Below are 15148 nucleotides of genomic sequence, written 5' to 3'. Positions count from 1 at the left end.
AGCGGCCATGCTGTCGGAACAGTCGGTGGCAACCATCCGGGCCGGCCTTCCCGCGGTGGGCGCGGCGATCGACGAGATCACCCAGCCCTTCTACCGCAAGCTGTTCGCCGCCCACCCGGAGCTGCTGCGCGACCTGTTCAACCGGGGCAACCAGGCCAACGGCAGCCAGCAGCAGGCCCTGGCCGGCTCGATCGCCGCCTTCGCCGGCGCGCTGGTCGAGCACCCGGAGCAGCGCCCCGACGCCATGCTCAGCCGGATCGCCCACAAGCACGCCTCGCTCGGCATCAGCCCCGAGCAGTACCCGATCGTGCGGGAGCACCTGTTCGCCGCGATCGTCGAGGTGCTCGGCGAGGCGATGACCCCCGAGGTCGCCGCGGCCTGGGACGAGGTCTACTGGCTGATGGCCCATGCGCTGATCGCCATCGAGGGCCGGCTGCGCGAGCAGGCCGGCGCCACCGGCGGCCGGCTCTGGCGCGACTACCTGGTCGCCGCCCGCCGGCAGGAGACCGCCGAGGTGGTCACCTTCGTGGTCCGCCCGCTGGACGGCGGCCCGCTGCCCGCGCCGCGGCCCGGGCAGTACGTCTCGGTGCAGGTGGTCCTGCCGGACGGCGCGCGCCAGATACGCCAGTACAGCATCTCGGGGCGCACCGACGACGCGCTCTGCTTCAGCGTCAAGCGGGCCACCGGTGCGGGCCCGGACGACCCGGACGGCGAGGTGTCGAACCACCTGCACGACCACGTCCAGGCCGGCCGGGTGCTGCGGCTGAGCCCGCCGTTCGGTGACGTCCACCTGGACGAGGACGGCCACGGGCCGGTGCTGCTCGCCTCCGCCGGGATCGGCTGCACTCCCATGATCGGCATGCTCGACCACCTGGCCGCCACCGGCACGACCCGCCAGGTGATCTCGGTGCACGCCGACCGCAGCGAGCAGACCCATGCCTTCCGCCGGACCCTGCGGCAGCTCACCGCAAAGCTGGCCGACGCCACCGCGGAGGTCTGGTACGAGCAGCCGGTCGGCGCGTGGCCGGCCGAGCGCACCGGGCGGATCGACCTGAGCGCGCTTGCGCTGCCCGCCGGCCTGACCGCCTACCTCTGCGGCCCGCTGCCGTTTCTGCGCGCCGCCCGCGCGCAGCTGCTCGCCGCCGGGGTCCCCGCGGCCGACATCCACTACGAGGTCTTCGGCCCCGACCTGTGGGTCGGCGCCGAGAACTGATCTATCGTCAGCTGAGTTCACCGGCCCAGGACAGGCGCTCCGCCGAGCGGAACTCCCCCGGCGTGCGGCCGGTCTCGCGCAGGAAGAACTTGCCGAAGTTGGTCGGCTCGCCGAAGCCCACCCGGCGGCCGACCGCCGCGACCGGCAGATCGGTGTGGACCAGTAGCCGACGTGCCTCCAACACCACGCGCTCCTCGATGAGTTGCTTGGCGGTGCGCCCGGTGGCCGCCTGGCAGGCGCGGTTCAGGGTGCGCGGCGCGTAGCCGAGTCGCCCGGCGTAGTCCTGGGCCTGCCTGGTGTGGGCGAAGGAACGCTCCAACTCCGCCTGGAACCGGCGCAGTACGGAGTCCGCGGGCAGGACCGGGCCTGCGGCCGGGGTGCACCGGGCGAGGCGGAGAAGCAGCCCGGCGAGCAGCAGCCGCAGCAGCTCGACGGTCAACTCGCCGCCGGAGGGCAGGCGTTCGTACTCGGTGATCAGTTCGGCGGCGGCGCCGGCGAGCGGCGCGTACTCGGCCGGGCCGAGCGGCCAGGCCACCGCGGCCGGGTCCTGGACCAGCGCGTCGACCAGGCCGGCCGCACCCGGCGCCCCGAAGGCGGGGACGAAGGCCGGGGTGAAGAGCAGCACCGTCCCAGCCAGCCGGGCCGGCTTCCCGTCCGGCCCGGTCGGCAGCCGCTGCAGCTGGCCCGGGCGCACCCACAGCACAGTGCCGGCCTGGCACGGGTGGGCGACGAAATCGACCATCGCCGTGCCCTCGCCCGCGGTCACCAGGATCAGCTGGTGGAAGTCGAGGCGACTGACCGGCTGAAACCGCCCTGGCCGCAATCGGCCGGACAGCTCGGCGAAGCTGAGTGCCTCCAGGTCCAGCCGGGGGCGGCGCGGGTTGTCGTAGCCGATCTCGATCACATCGGCTGATTGTCCAGTTCTGACCATAGTGAGGCCTCACCCTACCTCGCCCGCAGCGCCCCCGGCGGCCGACCCTGGAACGGCGACGAGAACCCCCTCGCCGCCGAACCTCCCGCCCACCCCAGGAAGGCGACCCCGCCATGCCCTTCGCCGACATCGACCACCGCCGCTTCCACTACCAGGACACCGGCGGCCCAGGGCCGGTCGTCGTCCTCAGTCACGGCAACCTGATGGACCACTCCATGTGGGAGAGCCAAGTCGCCGCGCTGTGCGGCGAGTTCCGCTGCATCAGCTGGGATGAGCGGCTGCACGGCCGCACCGAGGACGACGGCGCGCCGCACGACTTCTGGGACTCGGCACGCGACCTGCTCGCACTGCTCGACCACCTGGGCATCGAGCAGGCCGCCCTGGTCGGCCACTCCCAGGGCGGGTTCCTCTCGCTGCGGGCCGCGCTGCTGGCGCCCGGGCGGGTGCGGGCCCTGGTCCTGGTGGACAGCGCCGCGGTCTCCTGGCCCACCCCGGCGCTGGCCCAGATGGCACAGGTCGCGGAGGGCTTCCGGGCCGGCGGCCCCGAGGCGGTCGCCCCGGAACTGCTCGGCCTCCTGCTCGGGCCCCGCGACCAGTTCCCCGACCTGCACAGCCGCTGGCAGGCCACCTGGCAGCGCCAATCGCGCGAGCGCCTGGCCACGGCGGTCGGCGTCCTGATGGGCGTGGACACCATGGCCACCCGGCTGGCGGAGATCAGCGCACCGACCCTGGTGATCCATGGCGAGGCCGACCGGCCGGTACCGCTGGAGCTCGGCGCCATGCTGAGCGAAGTCCTGCCCGGCGCCCGGCCGTTGGTACTGATCCCAGGTGCGGGCCACACCCCGCCGCTCACCCACCCGGAGCCCGTGAACCTCGCCCTGACCGCCTTCCTGCGCACGCACGCGCACCCGACGGCAGTCACGACGTCGCGGACGACGACGGACGCGACCGCGAACGCGGCTGGCTGACCGCCTACCGGCGAACGGCGCACCGATCCCGCTATGGTGACAGACAGCACGGGTTCAGTCACTCCTGGTCGCCAGAAGAGTCGGGACGGGTTCCGGCTGCGCGACGACTGCGCCCGTGCGCTGTCCTGTTCCGGGTATGAGGAGGCGTCACATGGCGAAGGCGAAGTTCGAGCGGACCAAGCCGCACGTCAATATCGGCACCATCGGTCACGTCGACCACGGCAAGACCACGCTGACGGCGGCGATCACCAAGGTGCTGCACGACGCCCACCCGGAGCTGAACCCGTTCACGCCGTTCGACGAGATCGACAAGGCACCCGAGGAGCGCCAGCGCGGCATCACCATCTCGATCGCGCACGTCGAGTACCAGACGGACTCCCGGCACTACGCCCATGTCGACTGCCCGGGCCACGCCGACTACATCAAGAACATGATCACCGGTGCGGCCCAGATGGACGGCGCGATCCTGGTGGTGGCGGCGACCGACGGCCCGATGCCGCAGACCAAGGAGCACGTGCTGCTGGCCCGCCAGTCCGGCGTGCCGTACATCGTCGTGGCGCTGAACAAGGCCGACATGGTGGACGACGAGGAGATCATGGAACTCGTCGAGCTGGAGGTCCGCGAGCTGCTCAACGAGTACGAGTTCGACGGCGACAACACCGCCGTCGTCAAGGTGTCCGCGCTCAAGGCCCTGGAGGGCGACAAGGAGTGGGGCCAGAGCGTGCTGAACCTGATGAACGCCGTGGACGAGAACATCCCCCAGCCCGAGCGCGACGTGGACAAACCCTTCCTCATGCCCATCGAGGACGTCTTCACGATCACCGGCCGCGGTACCGTCGTCACCGGCCGGATCGAGCGCGGTGTCCTCAAGGTCAACGAGACGGTGGACATCATCGGGATCAAGACCGAGAAGACCACCACCACGGTCACCGGCATCGAGATGTTCCGCAAGCTGCTGGACGAGGGCCAGGCCGGCGAGAACGTCGGCCTGCTGCTGCGCGGCATCAAGCGCGAGGACGTCGAGCGCGGCCAGTGCATCATCAAGCCCGGATCGGTCACCCCGCACACCGAGTTCGAGGCCACGGCCTACATCCTGTCCAAGGACGAAGGCGGCCGGCACACCCCGTTCTTCAACAACTACCGCCCGCAGTTCTACTTCCGCACCACGGACGTCACCGGGGTGGTGACCCTGAAGGAGGGCACCGAACTCGTCATGCCGGGCGACAACGCGGAGTTTTCCGTGAGCCTCATCCAGCCGGTCGCGATGGAGGAGGGCCTGCGCTTCACCATCCGCGAGGGCGGCCGCACGGTGGGCGCGGGCCAGGTCACCAAGATCACCAAGTAGCGGCCGCCTTCGGGCCCCGCCCGCGCGCACCCGGCGCGCGAGCGGGGCCCGGAGCCGTTCCCGGCCCTCCGGCGACTCAGTACCTCCGGCGACTCGGCGCCTCCGGCGACTCAGTCCTCCAGCGACTCGCGGATCCGGCGCGAGGGGCTGAAGGCGTAGAGGTCGAGGACGCCCGGCGGCTCCACCGCGCCCGGCCCGCCGGCCGCCACCCAGGCGGCGATGTCCCGCGCCGCCTCCTCGTCGTTGACCTGCCCCAGCCAGACCGGGCGCCCGCCGGCCCGCCGGCCCTGCGGCGAGGGCTGTACGACGATCACATTCGCCCGCTCGCAGGCGTCCAGGCAGCCGACCGGGCGCACCTCGGCCACCCCGGCGAGGGCCGCGCGCAAGCCGGTCAGCTGGCCCGCGTGGTCGAGTCCCGGCACCTTCTGCGCGGTGCCGCAGCAGCAACCCCGGCACACCGTGACGGTGCAGCGCCCCGTACCGCCGCGGCTCGCCGCCGCGCCATCCTCACCACTTCGCCGCCTGCTCATCCGGGCACGGTATCCCAGCCGGAGCGGAGTTGATCAAGCGGCCGGCCTCAGCCGCGCCGCCAGCGGCCCTTGCGCACCCGGCTCCAGAACCAGCCGGCCGGCGGGCGGTCGGAGCGCCAGGGCTCCGGCTCCGGTGGCTCGCGGCGCCAGCGCGCGGCGAGCATCCGGGCCCGCCCGGACGGCTCGACCACCGGCGCCGAGCGGATGAACGCCTCGTCCAGCTCCACGCCATCCCAGTCACCCGCCGGTCCGACACCGTCCTCGGGCCCCTCGGACGGCGTGTCCGCGTTGCTCATCGACCCACCACCCGTTCTCGGTCCACCGCCGCGGCGGTCTGTCGCTTACAACGCGCGACCGTCCCCGGCAGTGCCCGGGCGGCGGCACCGAGCGGCGGCACCGAGCGGCGGCACCGAGCACCGAGAGAGGCGGCGCCGAGAGGCAGCCGGACAGGCCCGTCGGCCGGACGGACCTCAGGCCACGTGCTGCCTGGTCCCGGTCTCGTCCGAGCGCCGGATCGCGTCCAGCAGCCGGTGCAGGCCCAGCCCGTCCTCGAAGTCCGGCACCGTGTGCCCACCGCCGCGCAGGTCGGCGGCGAGCTGCGCGTACTGCCGCGCCACATGGAAGCCCTGCTGCCCGACCGTCGCCGGGTCGAGCGTGAAGTAGTCTGCGGGGATGGGCAGTTCGGCGAACTCCTGGCCCGGCTCGGTGGCCCCGAGCAGGCGCAGCTCGCCGATCTGCAGGCCCATCGGACCGGCCGGGCCGGCGGTGACCAGGGCCAGATCGCCCCGGGTGCCGGCGAGTTCGATCCGGGTCCGCGGGGTGGCGATCCTCCCCTCCTGGATGTGCGCGGCGAGCAGCGCACCACCGGCCAGCGTGCCGTGCAGCACCAGCTCGTCTGGACTGGTGACGGCGACCTGGGCGCCGGTCTCCGCGACCCGCAGGGTGGACTGCCGCACCGTCATGGTGGCCGAGACCTGCTCGATCCCGCCGACCAACTGCTGCACCGCGTCCAGCGTGTGACCGCCGGCCACCTCCAGCGTCCCGGCCGCCGTGGCGCGGTCCACCGTGTACAGGGCCCACTCGGGCAGCTCCCCGCCCGCCCCCTTGGGCCTGCTCGCGTGGACGGTCACCGCCTTGAGCTCGCCGAGGTAGCCGTCGGCGATCAGCCGGCGGGCGTGCTCGAAGGCGGGCGCCGACCTGGCCTGGAGCCCGAGGGCGGCGTGCACGCCCGCCGCCGCGGCGGCCTTGGCCAGCTGATCGGCCTCCTCGGTGGTGCGGCCGAGCGGCCACTCGCAGTAGACGTGCTTGCCCGCCGCCAGGGCCGCCGAGACCAGCTCCAGGTGAGCGGGCACCCTGACGGTGACCACGACCAGGTCGACCTCGGGGTGCTCGGCCAGCTCGCGCGGATCGGCGAAGGCGTGCCGGACCGCGAAGTGCTCGGCGGCCGCCCGGGCGCTCTCGATCCGACTCGTGCCCACCGCGGTGATCTCGTAGTCGGGCAACGCGCGCAGCGCGGGGATGTGTGCCCGCATCGCCCAGCCCTGCCGCGGATTCACACCGATGATCCCGACCCGGATCGGCTTCGCAGCCATGCCTGTCACTCCCCTTGAACAGTCAAACGGACAGCTCCTGTCCGCTTCCCTGGACTCTAGCTAACCGGACAGATCTGGTCCAGTTATTGCTAGAATCCGGTCATGCCAAGGTCCAGCAGCGCCGTCGAACGCCTGATCGCCGACCCGACGGGCCGTCAGCCCCGCGCCGACGCGCGGCGGAACGTGGAGCGCCTGGTGGTGGCCGCGCGGACGGCGATCGCCGAGATCGGCGCGGACGCCTCCGCGCACGAGATCGCCGCCCGGGCCGGGGTCGGCATCGGCACCTTCTACCGGCGGATACCCTCCCGCGAGGCACTGCTGCTCGCCGTACTGGAGGAGGTGCTCGACTCCATGGCCGAGGCCGGCGACCGGGCACTGGCCGGCTCCGACCCCTGGCGGAGCCTGGCCGACTTCGCCCTCGCCTACGTGGGACTGCGGGCGGAGAGCCGCGGGCTCTGCGAGGCGCTCGGCGGTGCGCGCGCGGAGGAGCTGACCCGGGCGCTGGCGGCGCTGCGCGAACGGTTCCGCCTGCTGGTGGAGCGCGCCCAGGCGGCCGGCGCGATGCGGACGGACATCGCCTGGCAGGACGTTCCGTTCCTGCTCGCCTCGGTGACCGCCGGCGACCGGACGCTGGGCCTGCAGGCGACCGGCGACCAGTGGCGGCGCACCCTGCGGGTCCTGCTCGACGGGCTCCGCACCGGCACGCCCGGCCCGCTGCCGGGCACCGCGCCGAGCTGACGGGCGCCGAGAGCACCCCGACCACCCCGCCGACAGAACGGCCGGGCCGGGCGGCGGAGACCTCCACCGCCCGGCCCGGCCGGGGTTCACACCGCGCCGACGGCGCGTCAGACCTGGCTCTGGCCGTCCCCCCGGCCCATGGCCAGGATGTCGTCGTAGCCGAGGCCGAGCGAGTTGAGCCCGGTGATCTGCTGCGGCGTCCTGCCGGTCTTCGTGGCCAGCTCGGTGACCTGCGCGGGCGTCAGCTCGGCCGCCGGGCTCTTCGGGAAGCCGGGCGGGGTGAGCTTGCCGCCACCCGCCCGGTCCGCGATGCTGCCCATCAGTCCGGTGAACAGCCGGCCCAGGTCCTGCTGGGTGACCTTGCCGGCCTGCGCCGGGGCCTGGATCGCCGGGGCGTTCGGGTCGATGGCGACCTTGAGCGGCAGGTGGGTGTCGGCGGCGGCCTTGTCGTCCAGCTGCGCGAGGTCGAACCGGACGCCGACCAGGGCGCCGTTCTTGATCGACAGGTCGGCCGTGACGTTCTTGTCCGGCACGCTGTTGGGCACGTGGTCGGGCAGCTTGCCGGCCTCCTTCTGCGGCAGCAGCTTCCCGCTCAGCGGCTTGACCGCCTGGAACAGGTCTTCGAGCAGCTTGCGGAACGGGACGGTGGCCTGCACCTGGTCGGCACCGTCCACCGTGCCCTTGCTCGCGAAGGACAGGTCGCTGGACAGTACGGACTTGAGCGAGTTCAGCAGGTCGCTGCGCGTCTTGGGGTCCAGCGAGGGCTTGGCCGAAGGCGCCGGGGCGCCGGCACCGTCCGCCTCGCCGTCGCCCTCGTCGCCGCCCTTGGCGGCGTCGGCGGCGAAGTCCGTCAGGGTCTGCTGGTCGAGGGAGGCCCAGCCACCGCTCAGCGCGTCGTGCAGCGGCCCCTGCTTGCCGATGACGGCCTCCAACGAGTCCCGCAGCTGCGCCGGGTCCTCCCCTGACAGCTTGGCCAGGCCGTTGATGTCACCGTGCACATAGAGCACGTTGTGGAGCTGGCGGATCTCGACCAGCGCGGCGCCGCTGCGGTCGGTCAGCTTGTAGTCGACGCTGAGCTTCGCCATCTCGGCGGCGACCTGGGGATCCTTCGGGTCGCTGCCGGTCTTGAAGCTCTTCAGGTCCTTCAGCGGCTGGTCGGCGTGGAACTCGGCGGAGATGCCCAGGCCCGCGATGGCGTCGGCATCCTTGCGCTGCATCGTCCCGTCGTGGGACTTGACGTAGGCGAACAGCTGGTCGGGCGTGGTGTCCAGGCTCAGCTTGAGGCTCAGGTCCTTGCTCTGGCCGAGCTTGTCGAAGGCGCTGGAGACCTTCTCGGCGGCGGTCAGCTCCTTGACCGTCCCGCAGGCTGCCAGTCCGGCGGTCAGCAGGGCGGCGCCGGTGGCGACGACGACGGTGGCACGAGCCGCGCGGGCTATGGCGGTGTTGATGGTCCTTCTCCTGTTATGTGGGCACATCTCATGTTCTTTACCTGCCCTTGACGATCGACAACCTACCCCAACGCCCCACCGGCACCCGCACCAGGGCCCGCGATGACTGCGTCAGGATCCGGCGCCACGTCAGCCGGCGCCCCATCGGCCGCCGCCCCGTCAGCCACCACCCCGTCAGCCGCCACCCCCGACGAGCACGCCGCGCAGCCGCGCCAGGCACTCGCGCCAGCGCCCCTCCTCGCCGGAGTCCGCCCACAGTTCGGCGAGCTCGCAATCCGGCAGGCCGACCCGGTCCAGCACCCGGACGGCCAGGTCGGCCACCTCCGCACCGACCAGCGGGATCGGCGACTTCGGCCCGTAGGCGGGATCCACCGGCTCGCCGCCCGGACACTGGGCGGCCACCAGGGCCGCGGCGGCCACGGCCTCCGCCGCCTCGTCGCTCTCCAGGTAGTCCATCGTCAACGCCCGCTCCAGGGCTGCGCGCAGCAGACCGGTGCGCCGCTCGGGGACGGCGGCGTCCAGCCGGCCGGCGAAGTCCGCGGCGGTGTCGTTGTCGAACGGACCGGCGTCCCAGGTACCCATGACTGCGCTCCTTGTTCGAGTGTTCGCTCATCAGCCTGGCAGCGACCACTGACAAATCGCGGAGAGCACCGACCGGATACCGGTCAGCCGGGTCCTTCGAGCCCTTCGGGTCCTTCGGGCCTTTCATGTCGGCCCGAAAGGCCCGGCCGGTCGCGGGTCACACCATCCGGCGCGGCGCCGTGCCCGGCGGCTTGGCGAGCGCGGTGAACCTGATCCCGGCCGTACGCAGCCGCTCGATCAGCGCCGTACCCATCGCCGCCGCCGGCGTCACCTGACCCGCCGTGACCGGCAGTTCGTCGAAGGCCAGGCAGAGCGCGGCCTCGGAGAGGATCTTCGCCGTTTCGGTGTAGCCCGGGTCACCCCCGCTGACCTCGGTGTAGACCCGGGCGCCGCCGCTCTCCGCGACGAACCTGACGGTGAACCAGGACTTCGCCCGCTGCGCGACGCCCGGCCCCTGCCCCGGCCTGTGCAGCGCACCCAACGCCTTGCGGGTGAGCGGGAGCTGAGCTGCCGCCAGCACCAGCGCGATGCCCGCGCTGCCGCCGAGCGCGACCAGCACGTGCTTGACGGCGGCGTAGTGGCGGTAGCGGAAATCCGGGCCGTACTCGGCCAGTGCGGCAGCCGAGCGGCCGACGACCTGCGCGTCGATGGTGGGCAGCGGCCAGGCCCAGGCCCGTGCCTCGGGGGACCAGCGCGGCCGGTCCGGCGTGACCCGGATCCGCCGGCCGACCGGGCGATCCTCCACCGCCTGCCGCTCCCGGGCCGCCCGCGCCATGGCGCGCGGACGGGACATCGCGACGAGCGCGGAGGCGAAGGTGCCGCCCGAGAAGCTGCCGCCGGCCCGGACGAAACCGCTCACCGAGACCGGGGCGTGCTCGGTGGCGGTGGGCAGCCGGCCGAGGGTGAAGAGCACACCGAGGTCGTGGGGGACCGAGTCGAACCCGCAGGAGTGCACCAGCCGGGCGCCGGTCGCCCTGGCCCGCTCGTGGTGCAGCAGGTACATCCGGTCCACGAACTCGGACTCGCCGGTCAGGTCGAGGTAGTCGGTGCCGGCGTCGGCGCAGGCGGCGACCAGCGGCTCGCCGTACCGCAGGTAGGGGCCGACGGTGGAGATCACCACCCTGGCCGAGCCGGCCACCTCGCGCAGCGCCGCGCGGTCGGCGGCATCGGCGGTGAGCAGCGGCAGCTCCGCCAACCGGGGGTCGGCGGCGGCGAGTTGGCTCCGCACCGCGCGCAGCTTGGCCGGATCGCGCCCGGCCAGCGCCCAGCGGCAGCCCTCGGGCACCGCTCGGGCGAGGTACTCGGCGGTCAGCCGGCCGGTGAAGCCGGTGGCACCGAAGAGGACGAGATCATAGGGGCGCTCGGAGTCCATGGCTGATCCCTACTGGCCGGTAGTAGAGCGGCTCACGCTAGGGACCGCACCGCTGGAGTGTCAATGCGGCATGCAGGGCGGCGGCTGCCGGCTCACCGGCCGGAGCGCGTCCAGTCGAGCAGCCGGTCCACCGTCCAGGTGGTGATCACCCGCTCGGCGGGCACCTGGGCCTGCGCGGCGCGCACGCACCCGTAGTCCTGCCAGGTCAGCTGGCCGGGGGCGTGCGCGTCGGTGTCCAGCGAGAAGAGGCAGCCCGCCGCCTCGGCCTGGCGCAGCAGGCGCAGCGGCGGATCCAGCCGCTCGGGACGGGAGTTGATCTCGACGGCGGTGCGGTGCTCGGCGCAGGCCGCGAAGACCCGCGCCGCGTCGAACTCCGACTCCGGGCGCTGCTTGTCACCGATCAGCCGCCCGGTGCAGTGGCCGAGCACGTCGACCAACGGGTTGGCGACCGCGGCCAGCAGCCGCCGGGTCATCGGCTCCGCCGCCATCCGCAGCTTGGAGTGGACCGAGGCGACCACCACGTCCAACTCGGCCAGCAGCTCCTCCTCCTGGTCGAGCGAACCGTCGTCCAGGATGTCGCACTCGATCCCGGTGAGCAGCCGGAACGGCGCCAGCTCGCGGTTGACCTCGGCCACCACGTCGAGCTGCCGGCGCAGCCGCTCGGCGCTCAGGCCGTTGGCCACCGTGAGCCGGGGCGAGTGGTCGGTGAGCACCGCCCACGCGTGGCCCAGATCGCGGGCGGTGCGGGCCATCAGCTCGATCGGGCTGCCGCCGTCCGACCAGTCGGAGTGCAGATGGCAGTCGCCGCGCAGGGCGGCGCGCAGGGCGGCCGCCGCGGGGTCCAGATCCGCCAGCGGGGCGGCGGCCCGCTCCTCCAGTTCGGCCAGGTAGTCGGGGGTGCGGCCGTCGCGCGCCTGGCCGACCACGGCGGCGGTGACCGGCCCGAGCCCGGGCAGCGCGGCCAGCCCGGCGGTGGTGCGGGGCAGCTCGGTCCTCGAACGCAGCGCCTGCGCCGCCCGGCGGAAGGCCTGGACCCGGTAGGTGGAGGCCTGCTCGCGTTCCAGCAGGAAGGCGATCCGCTCCAGGGCCGCGATCGGGTCGGTCATCCGCCCATCATCGGGCGGATCCTCCCGCGCGCCGCCGGCGACGCGCCGGGCCGCGCCGGGGCGGGCTGCCACCATCGGTGCCATGCCCGACCCCACCGCCACCGTGACCGAGGTGGCCGGCCGCCGACTGCGGCTGACCCATCTGGACCGTGTGCTCTATCCGCGCACCGGCTACACCAAGGCCGCCGTGCTGCGCTACTACACCCTGGTCGCCCCCGCGATGCTGCCGCAGCTGGCCGGGCGCCCGGCGAGTTTCCTGCGACTGCCGGAGGGGGTCGAGGGGCAGCGGTTCTGGGCCAAGCGGGTCCCGCCGGGCGCGCCGGAGTGGGTGGCGGCGCTCCTGGTGAACCACGGTCACGAGACCCTGCGGCAGACCGTGGTGGACGACCTGCCCACGCTGCTCTGGGCAGCCAATCTGGGGTGCCTGGAGTTCCACGTCCCGCAGTGGCGCGCCGAGCCGCGCAGCCATGACCGGCTGATCATCGACCTGGATCCCGGCGAGGGGACGAGCGTCGTCGAGTGCTGCCAGGTCGCGCTCGCCGCGCGCGAACTCCTCGCGGCGGACGGGCTGCGCTGCTGGCCCAAGACCACCGGGAGCAAGGGCCTGCACCTGAGCGTCCCGCTGCTGCCCACGCCCGCCGAACGGGTGACGCGCTACGCGCGCGACCTGGCTCGGCGCCTGCGCCGGGCGCTGCCGGAGCTGGTGGTCGACCAGATGGCCAAGCAGCTGCGCACCGGCCGGGTCTTCGTCGACTGGTCGCAGAACAACAGCGCGAAGACCACGGTGGCCGCGTACTCGCTGCGCGCCCGCCCCGAACCGACCGTCTCCGCGCCGCTCGAATGGCGCGAGGTGACCGAGTGCCGGCGGGCCGACCAGCTGGTCCTCACCGCCGACCAGGTGGCGAGGCGACTGCGGGAGACGGGTGACCCGCACGCCGGGCTGGCCGACCCGGCCGAGGCCGGTGAGCTGCCGTCGGACGGGTGACAGGGGCACACGGGCACACGGGCCTCAGGAGACCGCGCGGAGCCTGCGCTTCCTGGCGGGCTTGTCCTGCGCGGGCCGGAGGGCTTCGAGCAGTTGGTCACGGGTCATCGAGGAGCGGCCGGCGATGTCGCGCTCGGCCGCCAGGTGGTACAGCTCCGCCTTGCTCAGGCCGTCCAGGTCGCCGTCCGGCTCGTCCGGCTGCTCCTCGTCCTGCTCCTCGTCCTTCGCCTTGGCCTTGCCCTTGGGGGTGGGCGCGGTGACCGGCTCCGGCTCGTCGCCGCCGGCCTGCTGGAGGCTGCGCTCCAGGACCGCCATCAGGTCGACCACATTGGTGGACTCCGGCGCGGGTGCGGCGGTGACCACCTCCTTGCCCGCCAGCTTCGCCTCGACCAGCTCGCGCACCTGCTCGGTGTAATTGTCGTGGTAGTCGGCCGGATTCCAGTCGGCGCTGAGCATCTCGATCAGCTGGCGGGCCGCCGCAAGCTCCTTCTGCGAGGGCTCGGCCGCCGACTCCGGCAGGTTGTCGATCTCCCGGTGCGGATCGCGCACCTCCTCGGCGTAGTGCATGGTCTGCAGCACCAGCACGTCGCCCTCCACCCGCACGGCCGCCAGGTACTGCTTGCCGCGCATCACGAAGGTGGCCAGCCCCGCCCGGTTGGTGTCCGCCAGCGCCCGGTGCAGCAGCCCGTAGACCCGCGCGTACTCCTTGCCGCGCGGCCCGAGGTAGTACGTCTTGTCGAAGTAGATCGGGTCCACCTCGGCCAGGTCCACGAAGCCGCTGATCTCGATCGACTTGGACCGCCCGGGTGAGATCTGCTCCAGTTCGGCGGGCTCCAGCACCACGTACTCGCCCTCGGCCAGCTCGAAGCCCTTGACCACCTCCCGGTACTCGACCTCCTCGCCGGTCCGCTCGTTGACCCGCTGGTTGCGCACCCGGTCGGAGGTCCCGCGCTGGAGCTGGCGGAAGTGCACGGAGTGGTCCTCGGTCGCCGAGTACAGGCCGACCGGTACGGTGACCAACCCAAAACTCAGCGTGCCCGTCCAGATCGGCCTGGCCATCGCCACCACCTCCTCACCAGGCCTTCAAGTATTTCACCGGACCACCGAGCATGCCGCCGAGCGGCTCCGGCCGACGGCCGCGCGCAGTAGCCTGGCGCGATTGCCGGGCCGAGAGGGGAGAACCGCCGATGGGCGCGTTGAGTCAGCTGCTGCGAGCCGACCGGGCCCTGGCCCGGTGGTGGGCCCGGCAGGGACCGCAGGACGCCCGGCCCACCGGGGTGCGACTGCCCGAGGCGTCCCAACTGCCGGGCCGGTTACTGGATCTGACAGTCCCGCACGAGGACATCAACCCGCTGCTGGCGGTCTGCGCACTGACGGCCGCGGAGCCGATCGCCGGTCACCTGGTGGAGCGCTGCGCCGCGAGGCTCGTCCGGGAGATCGGCACGGTGGGGCACCCCGCGCCCCAGCCGCCGCCGCTGCCCCCGCTGCCGGCCGGGCTCGCGGCGTTCGGCCGCTACTTCCCGGTCCTGGTCTATCTGACCGCGCTCCCCCACACCCGCGCCTACCACCGGCAGCGCGGCATCCCCGTGGAGGTCTCCCGGCACACGCTCACCGATCTCGGCCGCACCATGGCCCTGCACCGCCGGCGGTACGGCAGCGGCGGCCTGCTGCACCCGCACTGGTTCGCCCACCACGTGCGCGGGGAGCTGTACCAGCTCGGGCGGCTGCAGTTCGAGCGCACCCGGCTCGGCGGGCGCTGCGGGCAGTCCGTCGCGGCCACCGGGAGGCCCTACGGGCCGGGGACGCCCAGCCTGGCGATCCACATCCCGGACCACCTGGGCCCGTTGACGCCCGCCGCCTGCGAGGACGCGCTGGCGCGGGCCCGCGCGTTCTTCCCCCGGCACTTCCCCGAGCAGCCGCTGACCGTCGTCACCTGCCACTCCTGGCTGCTCGACCCGCAGTTGCGCGGGTACCTGGCGCCCGGCGCCAACCTGCTCCGCTTCCAGGACCGGTTCCACCCGTGCTACGAGCAGACCGAGCCGGACGACACGGCGCCGCTCGTCTACGTCTTCGGCACCCCTGACCTGCCCCTCGACGCGCTGCCCACCGGCACCACCCTGGAGCGGGCCCTGGTCGAGCACCTGCGCGCCGGCGGCCACTGGTACGGCGGCAACGGGTGGCTCGACCTCTGAGCGGCGCCTGCCGCGTCAGGTCTCCAGCCCGTGAGCTCTTCTCCCCCCGTGCTCCGAGGAACCCTCAGGTCTCCAGCTCGTGAGCTTTTCTCCCCCGTGCTCCGAGGAACCCTCAGGTCTCCAGCCCGTGAGCTCTTCTCTCCTCA

Annotated in this window: 15 protein-coding genes; 6 read left to right on the top strand and 9 right to left on the bottom strand. The window is 73.2% G+C overall.

Going from position 1 to position 15148, the window contains the following annotated elements:
• Positions 1 to 7: 7 nt before the first annotated feature.
• On the top strand, positions 8 to 1213 hold the full coding sequence (locus ACFZB9_RS09810; protein ID WP_391445374.1) for a globin domain-containing protein: 1206 nt from the start codon (positions 8 to 10) through the stop codon (positions 1211 to 1213).
• 7 nt (positions 1214 to 1220) lie between these two features.
• Here ACFZB9_RS09810 and ACFZB9_RS09805 read toward each other — a convergent pair whose 3' ends face one another.
• Positions 1221 to 2117 (bottom strand): AraC family transcriptional regulator, encoded by an 897-nt coding sequence (locus ACFZB9_RS09805; RefSeq protein WP_391445372.1) that lies wholly within the window; start codon positions 2115 to 2117, stop codon positions 1221 to 1223.
• 140 nt (positions 2118 to 2257) lie between these two features.
• On the opposite strand from ACFZB9_RS09805, the gene ACFZB9_RS09800 reads away from it, so the two are divergent.
• Both ACFZB9_RS09800 and tuf read left to right on the top strand, forming a co-directional pair.
• On the top strand, positions 2258 to 3112 hold the full coding sequence (locus ACFZB9_RS09800) for an alpha/beta fold hydrolase (RefSeq protein WP_391445370.1): 855 nt from the start codon (positions 2258 to 2260) through the stop codon (positions 3110 to 3112).
• Between the two features lie 151 nt (positions 3113 to 3263).
• Positions 3264 to 4457 (top strand): elongation factor Tu, encoded by a 1194-nt coding sequence (gene tuf / locus ACFZB9_RS09795; RefSeq protein WP_391445368.1) that lies wholly within the window; start codon positions 3264 to 3266, stop codon positions 4455 to 4457.
• 110 nt (positions 4458 to 4567) lie between these two features.
• Here tuf and ACFZB9_RS09790 read toward each other — a convergent pair whose 3' ends face one another.
• The 3 genes from ACFZB9_RS09790 to ACFZB9_RS09780 all read right to left on the bottom strand — a co-directional run bounded on the left by ACFZB9_RS09790 (position 4568) and on the right by ACFZB9_RS09780 (position 6579).
• Positions 4568 to 4987: a (2Fe-2S) ferredoxin domain-containing protein gene (locus ACFZB9_RS09790; RefSeq protein WP_391445366.1), complete on the bottom strand. Its 420-nt coding sequence runs from the start codon at positions 4985 to 4987 to the stop codon at positions 4568 to 4570.
• A gap of 47 nt (positions 4988 to 5034) precedes the next feature.
• Positions 5035 to 5283, bottom strand: coding sequence for a hypothetical protein (locus ACFZB9_RS09785; protein WP_391445364.1), 249 nt, complete (start codon positions 5281 to 5283; stop codon positions 5035 to 5037).
• A gap of 174 nt (positions 5284 to 5457) precedes the next feature.
• Positions 5458 to 6579, bottom strand: coding sequence for a Gfo/Idh/MocA family protein (locus tag ACFZB9_RS09780; RefSeq protein WP_391445362.1), 1122 nt, complete (start codon positions 6577 to 6579; stop codon positions 5458 to 5460).
• A 102-nt stretch (positions 6580 to 6681) separates the two neighbouring features.
• Here ACFZB9_RS09780 and ACFZB9_RS09775 point away from each other — a divergent pair, with 102 nt between their 5' ends.
• Positions 6682 to 7317: a TetR/AcrR family transcriptional regulator gene (locus ACFZB9_RS09775; protein WP_391445360.1), complete on the top strand. Its 636-nt coding sequence runs from the start codon at positions 6682 to 6684 to the stop codon at positions 7315 to 7317.
• A 107-nt stretch (positions 7318 to 7424) separates the two neighbouring features.
• On the opposite strand, the gene ACFZB9_RS09770 is transcribed toward ACFZB9_RS09775, so the two are convergent.
• From ACFZB9_RS09770 to ACFZB9_RS09755, 4 genes are all read right to left on the bottom strand, one after another.
• Positions 7425 to 8792: a hypothetical protein gene (locus ACFZB9_RS09770; RefSeq protein WP_391445358.1), complete on the bottom strand. Its 1368-nt coding sequence runs from the start codon at positions 8790 to 8792 to the stop codon at positions 7425 to 7427.
• A 147-nt stretch (positions 8793 to 8939) separates the two neighbouring features.
• The gene (locus tag ACFZB9_RS09765) at positions 8940 to 9347 is read right to left on the bottom strand and encodes a DUF4259 domain-containing protein (RefSeq protein WP_391445356.1); all 408 of its coding nucleotides are present in this window, start codon (positions 9345 to 9347) and stop codon (positions 8940 to 8942) included.
• 157 nt (positions 9348 to 9504) lie between these two features.
• Positions 9505 to 10719 (bottom strand): saccharopine dehydrogenase family protein, encoded by a 1215-nt coding sequence (locus ACFZB9_RS09760; protein ID WP_391445354.1) that lies wholly within the window; start codon positions 10717 to 10719, stop codon positions 9505 to 9507.
• A gap of 92 nt (positions 10720 to 10811) precedes the next feature.
• Positions 10812 to 11825 (bottom strand): PHP domain-containing protein, encoded by a 1014-nt coding sequence (locus ACFZB9_RS09755; protein WP_391445352.1) that lies wholly within the window; start codon positions 11823 to 11825, stop codon positions 10812 to 10814.
• A gap of 82 nt (positions 11826 to 11907) precedes the next feature.
• Between ACFZB9_RS09755 and ligD the strand changes: the two genes are divergently transcribed.
• Positions 11908 to 12810, top strand: coding sequence for a non-homologous end-joining DNA ligase (gene ligD / locus ACFZB9_RS09750; protein ID WP_391445350.1), 903 nt, complete (start codon positions 11908 to 11910; stop codon positions 12808 to 12810).
• 24 nt (positions 12811 to 12834) lie between these two features.
• Here the strand turns inward: ligD and ACFZB9_RS09745 are convergent, their stop codons facing one another.
• Positions 12835 to 13869: a Ku protein gene (locus ACFZB9_RS09745; RefSeq protein WP_391445349.1), complete on the bottom strand. Its 1035-nt coding sequence runs from the start codon at positions 13867 to 13869 to the stop codon at positions 12835 to 12837.
• A 128-nt stretch (positions 13870 to 13997) separates the two neighbouring features.
• On the opposite strand from ACFZB9_RS09745, the gene ACFZB9_RS09740 reads away from it, so the two are divergent.
• On the top strand, positions 13998 to 15002 hold the full coding sequence (locus ACFZB9_RS09740) for an acyltransferase domain-containing protein (protein WP_391445347.1): 1005 nt from the start codon (positions 13998 to 14000) through the stop codon (positions 15000 to 15002).
• The last annotated feature ends 146 nt before the right edge of the window (positions 15003 to 15148 follow it).

Origin of the sequence: Kitasatospora sp. NPDC008050, from assembly GCF_042957465.1 — a bacterium.
Lineage (GTDB): Bacteria > Actinomycetota > Actinomycetes > Streptomycetales > Streptomycetaceae > Kitasatospora.
The sequence above is the reverse complement of the archived record's forward strand: the minus strand, read 5'-3'. Positions and strand labels throughout refer to the sequence as shown.

What these genes read in the sequence shown, in the direction of transcription:
- ACFZB9_RS09810 (WP_391445374.1), top strand. Translation starts at nt 8, where the DNA reads ATGCTGTCGGAACAGTCGGTGGCAACCATCCGGGCCGGCCTTCCCGCG.
- ACFZB9_RS09800 (WP_391445370.1), top strand. Translation starts at nt 2,258, where the DNA reads ATGCCCTTCGCCGACATCGACCACCGCCGCTTCCACTACCAGGACACC.
- tuf (WP_391445368.1), top strand. Translation starts at nt 3,264, where the DNA reads ATGGCGAAGGCGAAGTTCGAGCGGACCAAGCCGCACGTCAATATCGGC.
- ACFZB9_RS09790 (WP_391445366.1), bottom strand. Translation starts at nt 4,987, where the DNA reads ATGAGCAGGCGGCGAAGTGGTGAGGATGGCGCGGCGGCGAGCCGCGGC.
- ACFZB9_RS09785 (WP_391445364.1), bottom strand. Translation starts at nt 5,283, where the DNA reads ATGAGCAACGCGGACACGCCGTCCGAGGGGCCCGAGGACGGTGTCGGA.
- ACFZB9_RS09780 (WP_391445362.1), bottom strand. Translation starts at nt 6,579, where the DNA reads ATGGCTGCGAAGCCGATCCGGGTCGGGATCATCGGTGTGAATCCGCGG.
- ACFZB9_RS09775 (WP_391445360.1), top strand. Translation starts at nt 6,682, where the DNA reads ATGCCAAGGTCCAGCAGCGCCGTCGAACGCCTGATCGCCGACCCGACG.
- ACFZB9_RS09770 (WP_391445358.1), bottom strand. Translation starts at nt 8,792, where the DNA reads ATGTGCCCACATAACAGGAGAAGGACCATCAACACCGCCATAGCCCGC.
- ACFZB9_RS09765 (WP_391445356.1), bottom strand. Translation starts at nt 9,347, where the DNA reads ATGGGTACCTGGGACGCCGGTCCGTTCGACAACGACACCGCCGCGGAC.
- ACFZB9_RS09760 (WP_391445354.1), bottom strand. Translation starts at nt 10,719, where the DNA reads ATGGACTCCGAGCGCCCCTATGATCTCGTCCTCTTCGGTGCCACCGGC.
- ACFZB9_RS09755 (WP_391445352.1), bottom strand. Translation starts at nt 11,825, where the DNA reads ATGACCGACCCGATCGCGGCCCTGGAGCGGATCGCCTTCCTGCTGGAA.
- ligD (WP_391445350.1), top strand. Translation starts at nt 11,908, where the DNA reads ATGCCCGACCCCACCGCCACCGTGACCGAGGTGGCCGGCCGCCGACTG.
- ACFZB9_RS09745 (WP_391445349.1), bottom strand. Translation starts at nt 13,869, where the DNA reads ATGGCCAGGCCGATCTGGACGGGCACGCTGAGTTTTGGGTTGGTCACC.
- ACFZB9_RS09740 (WP_391445347.1), top strand. Translation starts at nt 13,998, where the DNA reads ATGGGCGCGTTGAGTCAGCTGCTGCGAGCCGACCGGGCCCTGGCCCGG.